The following is a 9,662-nucleotide window of genomic DNA, read 5'->3' as shown; positions in this document are numbered from 1 at the left end:
TATATTGCCCAACTAATTTCTGGTTTAATTCAGTCGGTTCAAGCATATAAATACATTTGTCATAGGTCAGGGTTAGATTCTTGGTGACCTTACGCGGTTCCTGCCAGGTAAAAATATCATCCAGTTCAAGATCAGATTCGGTTAAGGGCCGATGTAAATTCTTTGAGTTTCTCGCACATTTGGCGAACCTCTGATTGAAATGCTCAATAAAGCAGGGTAGCCATGCATTGGCTTCAGCAATCGAACCGATGCCTTCTAGGCGCATCTCCTTGATCAAACGGTCCTGAAGGGTTCTATTCGCTCGTTCTACGCGGCCTTTGGCCTGTGGTGAGTTGGCGAAGATAATATCAATGTTTAACTCGTTCAGAATCCGCCCAAATTGCGTGATCTTGCTGTCTTGGCTCGATTTCTGATTGACTCGGAATACCGAGTGTTTATCGCTATAAAAGGCCAAGGGCTTCCCATATTGCTCAATGTAGGCTCGGGTTGAAAGCATGTAATCAAAGGTCGTTTCCGCTTCACAAAAGCGCAGATGCAACAGCTTTCCAGTGGCATCATCGATATAAACCAGCAAGCAGCATTTGGCGGCTCGGCCTTCAAACCAGTCATGATATGAGCCATCAATCTGAATCAGCTCACCCAAGCAATCCCGGTTATAGCGTGGCTGATATGGGCGTTTTAGACGTTTGGATCGCGGAATCCAGAGCTCATTTGCAGTCATCCAGCGCCGAAGCGTTTCTACAGGGATATTCAGGTCAAACATGCTGCTGAGCTTCTCATGCGCCAAGGTGGGTCCAAATCCGAGCAGATGTTCAGAAATAATGGAAAGGCACTTTGATTTTAATAACTCATCATGGCGATGATGACCCGGGTGACCACGACTGGCATGCGCCAGACCTGAAACACCGTCTTGATGGAGCTTCTGCAATAACCGGGTAATTTGACGAGTGGAAAGATTCAGGATTTCAGCAGCACGGACTTGGGTAATACGATGATCTCGAACCTCTTGCAGAACTGCAAGACGTTGAATTTCTTTATCAGACATAGTGATCAGCATCTATATTTTATATCCAGTCCATGATGATAAAAACCATCATAAACTAGACATTTTTATTGGTGAGAATATAGACAATTTAAATGGGTTCTAACAATTATATTTCGCATAATGTATATTATGTTAAATTGAGTGCATGATACATTAAGTTCATAGAGTTCTTTGCTCAACCCAAAATCAATTACTTACATTAAATAGTATTTCACATTGAGTTCACTTATGTTTATATTCTTTTTACTTCACAAAGTTCTTGGTACTTAGGATGTTTGTAGTAAAAACAATTAAGCTTTCAAAAAAATATTCAAATCAAAATCGCATGGTTCTATTGTTTGATACTTCAACTACAGTACCTTGCCTCTATCCTTTACTTTATTCTATGGCTGTCTTGAGATTTCAAAGTTTTGCCACACAACAGTCCCATTTACTGGCACTAAAATTTTGGTATGAATTTTGGTATCAAAAATATTCAACTTTATTCTGTGAATCATTTTTGTACTCTAAATATGATCCTGAGATTTTTTTGAATGAAATCGATAATTTCATTGTTTTCTTAGAAAATAATAAAAATCTAGAATCAAATTTGATTCGAATTCGATCAAATATTGATACTAACTATATGACTATCACACAGCGCTTAAGATCTTTATTTAAGTATTTCGTTTATCTTTTAGATGAATATTGGAATTTACGCTATCAAGATATTACGATCAAAGAATTAACTAATCGTAGAAAAAAAATAGATTTATTTTTACTGAATAAAAAAAGAATTTTTAGTAAGTTTTCTAAACGTAGTTCAACTGTAAAAAATGAAATTAATTATCATTTTAAAAGTTTAACCAATGAAATGAGGGTTATGCTTTATAAAATTATTCGTCCTGATAAAGAAAATAATATTAATTTAGATAATCCATTCTCATCGAAATCAAATCAACTTCGTAATTTCATGATTGTACATCTCATGGTGAACTACGGCTTACGAGTTGGTGAACTAATGTTGCTTACAAAAAGATCGATAAAAAAATCTCTTAATTCTAATTCATATAGTCTAATTATAACCAATACGGATGATGAACATGATGTCAGATTGAGAAAGCCAAGCATAAAAAATGAGCAATCGTATAGGGTTATAAAACTAGATAATATAGATTATCAGTTTTTGATGCAGTACATTGAAAAGATACGGAGTTTTAATGATTCAGATATCTTGTTTACATCACTGAAACCACCCTACTCTCCGCTAAGTTACTCATCCATTAACTCAATTTTTAAGATAATAGAGAAAAAGTTTAGGGCCTTACATCCTATATATTTTGATGATACAAATATCGACTCGATTCAGAAATTTACCCCTCATGTATGTCGTCATACATGGGCATATATCACTTTGGCATTTGCTATTAAAAAAGATCGAAACGAAAGTGTATCACCGTTAAATAAAAGCAATGATGAAACTATGCAAAAAGCATTAGAAGAGCTGCGTGTCTTAGGTGGTTGGAGTACCAACAGCATAATGCCTAGTTATTATGCAAAGAGATTTATTGTTGATAGTGCTAATCTTATAAATTTGCAACGTATATCACAGCAGTTATAAGTGTGGATATCTGTAGGTCTCTTTCATAAATCAAAACCAACCACCTAATTGATTGTTTTTGAATCAAAATATTTTTCAAATTTTATGCATAATTCAAGTATGAGATATTGATATTCAAAAGCTTGCTGGCCTTCAATTCTTGCGATTAACAGGTCTTTTTTTGTCAACGTTTAATGTCATGCTGACAAAGTTAAAATATTAATAAGCGATAATTTTTACATTTCTTTGTAAATACTCAACTTCTAGTTAGGGCTTATGACGGCTTTGTTGCACAAACCTAGCATAGAAGGCTTATTTAGCAATATAATTTCAAAATGAATAAACCTGTACCTAAAATTTATCGCACCACCAATTGGTCTTCCTATATGAGCAGTATACTGCGCAAGATTAATTAACCGGAGCAATATTTGCATTTGGTTTGATTCTAACTCAGTGGTATGCCCAGTCACAAGGCAAACAAGGTCGAAATCAAATCTACTCCGATACAGCTATTCAATGCTGCTTAATGATCAAATCTCTATTTCGACTATCTTTACGTATGGTCACAGGTTTTGTTCAAAGTCTGATTAAACTTTGCAGATTAGATTGGACAGCCCCAGATTACACAACGCTTTGTAGAAGACAAAAGCATATTGATATTGTGATTAGCTATCAAAAAAGTCAAGATGGCCTCCATCTACTCGTTGACTCTACTGGTTTGAAGTTTCTAGGCGAAGGTGAATGGAAGTGTAAGAAACATGGACCTGAATATCGCCGACAATGGCGTAAACTGCATATTGCTGTTGATGCTAAAACCCTTCAAAAACGTGCTGTACAACTCACCACAAATGATGTCAGTGATTCACAAGTACTCGAGGATTTACTTACTCAAATTCCCTTGGATGAGCAAATTGATTTTGTCTATACAGATGGTGCTTATGACACAAAGCACTGCCGACAAGTCATTTTAGATTGAGATGCACATGCGGTAATTCCACCAAGGAAGAATGCAAAGCCTTGGAAAGATCAGCAAGCGAGGTCTATAGAGCGGAATGAGTTATTGAAAACGGTCAAACGCCTAGGGAGAGTCATCTGGAAAAAGTGGTCTGGTTATCATCGTCGAAGTTTGGTGGAAACCAAGATGCATTGCATCAAATTATGAGGCGATAAATTAACTGCAAGGAGTTTCCTTAGTCAGGTGAATGAGATTCATGCACGTGTAGCAGTCTTAAATAAGTTTACAGAATTAGGTCGACCTCATACCCCGGTTGTCACTTAAATTTGGCTCACTTAGGGTAGCTCTGCCTTTCAAACCTTTGTGCAACAAAGCCCTTCTAATCCCAACTTAATTTGGATGGATGTGATGGAATTCAAATTTTAGTCTGCTTAGCCTGTATTTAATAATCATTTATAATATTTCTAATAATATTGAGGAAAAGTTGATGTTTTTAAAAAGTTAAATTAAATACTTAGATGTCTTAAACTTCGAAATTTTATAATATTTTAAAATAACAAAATGAAGAAAATAATATAAATTTAATAGATCAAATACATAGGTTTTATTATTATAATCTTCATATCAAAACAATATATTTTGTTATATCAATGACTTATATCGAAAAAAGCTTGACAGAAGATGAATTTATATACTAATTTAGCAATGGTGCAGTTAGTTTTTTTTGGAATTATCAAGTTGATTAAAGGTTTAAAAGAAGATTTTTTCTGCTGCTGGAGGACTAATGTTGGCTGTGAAATTTAGAATTAAATATCACAATATTTAATGAGGCTCAAGTTGGATGTAATAGATTATTTCTGAATTAACAATATTATTTCATAAGCATAAAAAATGTTTTTTAAAAATTTATTGTTAGTTATTCAACCAATTTTAGCTTTCTAATAATAAGCCGGTTTTCTTATGACTTATGACTTATGACTTATGACATCAAAAATTATCGGATCCTATGATAGTTGATGCAATCCTAGATTGCATATTTGATAACTCTTACGTATCAGAAATAACTGGTGATTTAATTAAAAAACTAGCTCCCTTGATTTAAAGTTACTCTTTACGAGTGACAGATTCTGGCTGTGATATACAATGGAAATAATGAATAATGGAACAATTTGACCTTTTTGTAAATTTTCAAGACCAACATTCAGTATCCACTTTTAATGATCAACAAATAACAGTTCTGCAGAATCTAAATAAAAAAATACCAAAAATTGTCAAATTTTTAGTGGCCGATAAATTTGACGATAAATTTATCAACTCTTCAAGCAATAATTGGAGATTTTATTATTCAGGACAGATAGAAAATTTAGATTTCTCAAAATTTTCTGAAAGTGAGACTGTACTCATTAAGTTTTTTTTAATAGCTTTTATTCAGAAAAATAGTCCATCATTTTTGAGCAAAAAATTTTATACATTTATTTTTGTACTCAATTATTTGAAAAATAATAATTTAAAATTTAGTTATGAAAATTTAAAAAGGATATTAATTGAAATTGCTGAACAAAAAAACTATAGCAACGATTATTTTCATCTTAAATTTCTATTGAAACTTCTAGTCTTAGAAGATTTTCCTAACTTTGATATAGAAGATGATTTTGAATTGGAAATTATCCCTAGACCTAAATCTTTTAATTCAAGTTTATTTTATCAGGAATATGAGGATACGATAGATTACCCTTTAATCTCAATGATTCAACAAGGCTTTATCAAGTTAAACAAATCTATCAAAGATGATTTTCAAGGTGTCGATAAACAAATACTACTTTACTCAGCAATTCTTGGGTTGGTATATGTGACTGGACTTAGACCTGTCCAATTATCTAAGTTAGCGGCAGATGATATAAAAATAGATACTAGTCGTACTTCTGATCATTTTCATCGCTATAGCCTACTAATTCCATATGCGAAGCAAGCTCGATATGTACATGAAAAGATTGCAGTAAAATTACCGGAAGAAGTTGCTAGCATAATGATTGCTTATATCCAAAGATTTAACTTAAATCCCAAAGATAAATTATTTGATTTAGGTGAATGTGCTACACGCTTTTGCTCAAAAGCGATTAATACACAATTATTTGATTTTGCTCCCGAAGCTTACAGAGAAGCTGTACTTGCAAATGAAATGATAATGCAAAAGTACTCTTTTTCTGATTTTAGACATCATGTTGGATATAGTTTGGCAATGGCTGGTTCTTCTGCTGAAGAAATTGCATATATCTTAGGTCATTCTTCTATTGTAACTGCTAGACATTATATTTTCTCTACCCCTGAATTGGCTCAAATTAGAGCGCAGGCACTTGGTAAAAATTCTCTATATAGACAAATGATAGCTATGCTCCTGACTGGAAGGCTAGTTTATAAGAAAAATTGGCATCAGAAAAAAGTACTAGGAAATATTGGTAGAAAAATTCATTACGATATTGGTGGGTGCTCCTACGAAGACAAATGTTTATTTCAACCCGTTCGTAATTGCTATGGTTGTATGTACTTTCATCCTTTTATCGATGCTAACCATAATCATGTTTTAGAAAGCATACAAAATGAAATAAATGATCTTATTAAACTATCAGATGGTATTGGCGTATCTAGAAATCCATTGATTCGAGTGCATGAGTCAACTAAATTCGAAATTGAATCTGTAATAGTTCGCTGTGTATTACAAAAGGATGATGTTCATGAACTTTGAAAAATATAATGCATTTATTGATGAACAAAAAAAATATTTTGAGGAAAATATAAAGCCAAATTTTAAATGGCTATGGAGTGATTCTGAATGGGCTGGAGGAATTATTGGTTCCGGATGGCTACTTTCACGTAGTGGAAAAACCAACTTTTCATTTCCAACAGGAAAAAGAATAAAAGGTGTTGAGAATTTTTCTATAAATATGATGTACCAAGAGTTTATGAAAGCTATGATGGTTCTTAGCTACAGAAAGGCTAATTCAAAAACTTCGCCACAAAAATTATATGCTGAAGTTCTGATTCTAAAGCGTTGGTATAGTGAATTATATAAAATTTATTCTAATGATGTACACCCCAGCTTCTTATCAACATTAATTTTAACAAGTTCATTTGAGATACTGGCCAAAAACTCAAGTAAATCTAATCTGCCTGATCATGCAGGTACGTACCTTAGATTACAAGAAATGCTAAATCACTATGCATTTACTGATAAACCATTAGAATTTTCTAAAAAATATCTATATACAAATTCAAAAAATAGAACACCGAATGCAAAGAGAACAATGGTATTAATAGAACAATTAGAACTAGATGAAGATGAACTTGAGAAAGATAAACTCATTTCTATTCGTACATTTATCAATATTGCTTCTTTAATAAACCTATGTGAAAGAAAGAGTGAGAAAGTCATCCTTAACCTTTTATTGTTACTTATAGTAACGGGCTTACGATCGACAGAAGTGATTCTTTTAAAAACTGATGCGTTAATTAAAAAACCTTTACTGGACCCAATTACTAAAGCTCAATTAACGTTAGATGGCATCAAACAATATACATTGGGTATTCAATATCATGGTGCAAAGGGTGTTGGGTATAGAGTTCATTGGGTTGAACCCCTTGCTGTTAAACTTGTTGAGACAATTTTTCAATCAGTTTTAGAACTAACTAAAGAATCGAGAGAACATCTTCTATATATTAGATCAAAAAATTGCTCTGATTTTTTACCTAAAGTAATTGATGAAATTGAAAATGAATTTGTTGAATTAGATGATTTAGTAGGTTCAATTTTTAATGTTGAAATTCATAAAAACACTCGAAACTATATTAAGACTTCTGTTAAGAAAATTCCGATATTTAAAGAAATAAAGAAAAAGAAAAACAATAAAATTGAAAAATATTATTTAAAAAAAGACATAAATATATTTATAAAAAATTTAGCAAATTATGATGCTGAATTTCCAATTGATCATATTTTTAATTATGAAGGTAGATTAGAAAAAATTGCATTTGAAGAGTTACTTTTTATTCATGAATTCAAATCTACGTCATTGAAAAGATTTTTTAGTTTCAAAGCTAATATCCTTCCATTCCAAACACGAAATATAAATAGTTTTTTAGGTGGAAGTTTAAGCCTGTCAATATTTCAAAAATATAATTTATTAGAGAATGAAAAAGAATATTCTAAGTTAGGCTCTCATATTCCACGTCATAATATTAATACTTTCTTGGCCCTCAGTGGTTTATCTGAACATTTACAAGCAATGTTAATGGGACGTATAGATATCAAGCAAAATCAATACTATCAGCATCTTGCTCTCAAGCAACGCAAAGTTGCAGCGAGTATTTATGAAAAGAATGAGCTAGAGTTATATAATGAAGCAGCTGACGAAAGAAAAGTAGAATATCCAATAAATAGTATTAAGAATGATGGATTAATGTATTTTACAAACCAATTAGATCTTGAAAATAATTTAAAGATGAATTTACAAACCTTTGACTCGAAAAATGAAGTAGCGAGTTATGTAAAGGAATCTTTCTTTGATGAATATTTTCAAGATATCGCAGAGTCATTTAATGAATTGGTTAAAGAAGATCATTCATTAGCAGAATCCCTAGTCAAACGCCATGCTTGTTTACACCCCTTGCCTTTTGGTGCATGTATGCGTGAAGTCGCTGTGCATGATTGCCCTAAGCGTCTTGCCTGCCAATCAGGTGATCAATGTGGAAACTTTGCTTTAACTGGCCGTAAAGGTGAATTAGAAGCTCTAGAACATACTTTGAATGAATTGCTAGATAAGTTTGCACAAATAGAGCTAATCGTAGTTCATGATTTATCTTATAGCGAAATGCTAGAGGATTTACGTCAAAAAATACTTTATTTAAGTGACTTAAAAAGAAAAGCACTTGCTAGACAAGATAGTTTAACTCCTATTCCTGTTTTTCCTTATGGAGATGCGATCGCTAAATTACCAACAACGTTAAGTGAACTGTTCGCCATAGAACAGCATAAAAATGAGACTAAGGAAGCCTGATATGTTGCGTGGTAAACAATTAGATGAAGTCATCGAACATGAATTGCAAATGATGCTGGTTGAAGGTTTTGAAAAATCCCCTATCTCGCATAAAACTTTGCATGATCGTTTAATCGCTAAAGGTTATGTATCTGGAGGGTTAAGTACACTGAGCTCGCTTGAACGCAAAAAGTTAATTAGTCTCTATATGGCAGAACAAATTTCACCATTAAACTTAAAAGCAAAAGAACAACAACTTTACGTTAATAAAAAAACAAGACATGCTCTAACTAATACTAATAAAAATTTAAGAATTCAAATTGATGAACTAGAATCACAACTTAATCAAAATACTGAAACACTTATCAAGATTATCGAAGAAGTAAAATTACTTACAAATTTAAAGGTTGATCACCTATTGGCTCCATATCTTCTAAAAAAATATTTATAGTTGATTTATTTTTTAGATCAAAATTAGGTTGAATTTTTATAATTCTAAGACTCACTTTTATTCTAATGTAAGTATATTAGGAAATGAATATATTCATTTTGAAGTTCACTCGAATCAAAACTGTATAGCTAAGAATCCAATATGAGCTACAATAGAAAAAACACTAAGATTTAGGATCATGCCAAAAACATATTCTGTCGATCTACGCGAAAAAGTCATGCAGTTTTATAAAGAATCACAGCATAAATCCAAAACGTGTGAACTGTTTAATATTGCAAGAACCACCCTAGATGATTGGATCCTACTCGAACAGCAAACTGGTCAGCTCAAACAGCCTAAACCTCAAAATGCAGGACGCCCTTCGAGGATTCGAGATCTTCAAGCCTTTGAGCACTTCGTAAAAAATACACCGTTTACTCAGGCGAAAGATCTTGTCCCTCTGTTTGAACAACAATTCGGTTATACCGTTGGTTACCATGTCATTTTAAAAGCCCTTAATAAGATGGGATGGACGCGTAAAAAAAGAGTTTTCTTTACAGACAAGCCTGTAAATTAAGTCGTGCTGTATTTGAATGGTTCCTACCTCAATGGAAGAAGCAATA

6 protein-coding genes and 1 pseudogene are annotated in these 9,662 nt (G+C 32.6%); 6 read left to right on the top strand and 1 reads right to left on the bottom strand.

Annotated features, from left to right (window positions below; translation table 11 throughout):
- A partial coding sequence (locus AC5YD2_RS15730) for an ISNCY family transposase (protein ID WP_496124815.1) occupies positions 1-1,057 on the bottom strand: 1,057 nt, incomplete at its 3' end.
- Between the two features lie 259 nt (positions 1,058-1,316).
- Here AC5YD2_RS15730 and AC5YD2_RS15725 point away from each other — a divergent pair.
- The 6 genes and pseudogenes from AC5YD2_RS15725 to AC5YD2_RS15700 all read left to right on the top strand — a co-directional run bounded on the left by AC5YD2_RS15725 (position 1,317) and on the right by AC5YD2_RS15700 (position 9,616).
- On the top strand, positions 1,317-2,645 hold the full coding sequence (locus AC5YD2_RS15725; RefSeq protein ID WP_496127211.1) for a site-specific integrase: 1,329 nt from the start codon (positions 1,317-1,319) through the stop codon (positions 2,643-2,645).
- 314 nt (positions 2,646-2,959) lie between these two features.
- Positions 2,960-3,903 (top strand): annotated as a pseudogene (locus tag AC5YD2_RS15720) (IS5 family transposase).
- 835 nt (positions 3,904-4,738) lie between these two features.
- Entirely contained in the window at positions 4,739-6,322 is a 1,584-nt protein-coding gene (locus tag AC5YD2_RS15715) for a site-specific integrase (protein WP_496127210.1), read from the top strand.
- Positions 6,312-8,630, top strand: coding sequence for a hypothetical protein (locus AC5YD2_RS15710; RefSeq protein WP_496127209.1), 2,319 nt, complete (start codon positions 6,312-6,314; stop codon positions 8,628-8,630). The genes AC5YD2_RS15715 and AC5YD2_RS15710 overlap by 11 nt, the downstream gene beginning before the upstream one ends.
- Before the next feature lies 1 nt (position 8,631).
- Positions 8,632-9,060, top strand: coding sequence for a hypothetical protein (locus AC5YD2_RS15705; RefSeq protein WP_496127208.1), 429 nt, complete (start codon positions 8,632-8,634; stop codon positions 9,058-9,060).
- Between the two features lie 178 nt (positions 9,061-9,238).
- The gene (locus AC5YD2_RS15700; RefSeq protein WP_496125791.1) at positions 9,239-9,616 is read left to right on the top strand and encodes an IS630 transposase-related protein; all 378 of its coding nucleotides are present in this window, start codon (positions 9,239-9,241) and stop codon (positions 9,614-9,616) included.
- The last annotated feature ends 46 nt before the right edge of the window (positions 9,617-9,662 follow it).

This window comes from Acinetobacter sp. CY73 (assembly GCF_059515865.1).
This window is presented reverse-complemented; position numbering and strand designations above follow the sequence as displayed.

Bases quoted from the DNA above. Each gene is read 5' to 3' on its own strand.
- AC5YD2_RS15715 (WP_496127210.1), top strand. From the start codon at position 4,739: ATGGAACAATTTGACCTTTTTGTAAATTTTCAAGACCAACATTCAGTA.
- AC5YD2_RS15700 (WP_496125791.1), top strand. From the start codon at position 9,239: ATGCCAAAAACATATTCTGTCGATCTACGCGAAAAAGTCATGCAGTTT.
- AC5YD2_RS15725 (WP_496127211.1), top strand. From the start codon at position 1,317: ATGTTTGTAGTAAAAACAATTAAGCTTTCAAAAAAATATTCAAATCAA.
- AC5YD2_RS15705 (WP_496127208.1), top strand. From the start codon at position 8,632: ATGTTGCGTGGTAAACAATTAGATGAAGTCATCGAACATGAATTGCAA.
- AC5YD2_RS15710 (WP_496127209.1), top strand. From the start codon at position 6,312: ATGAACTTTGAAAAATATAATGCATTTATTGATGAACAAAAAAAATAT.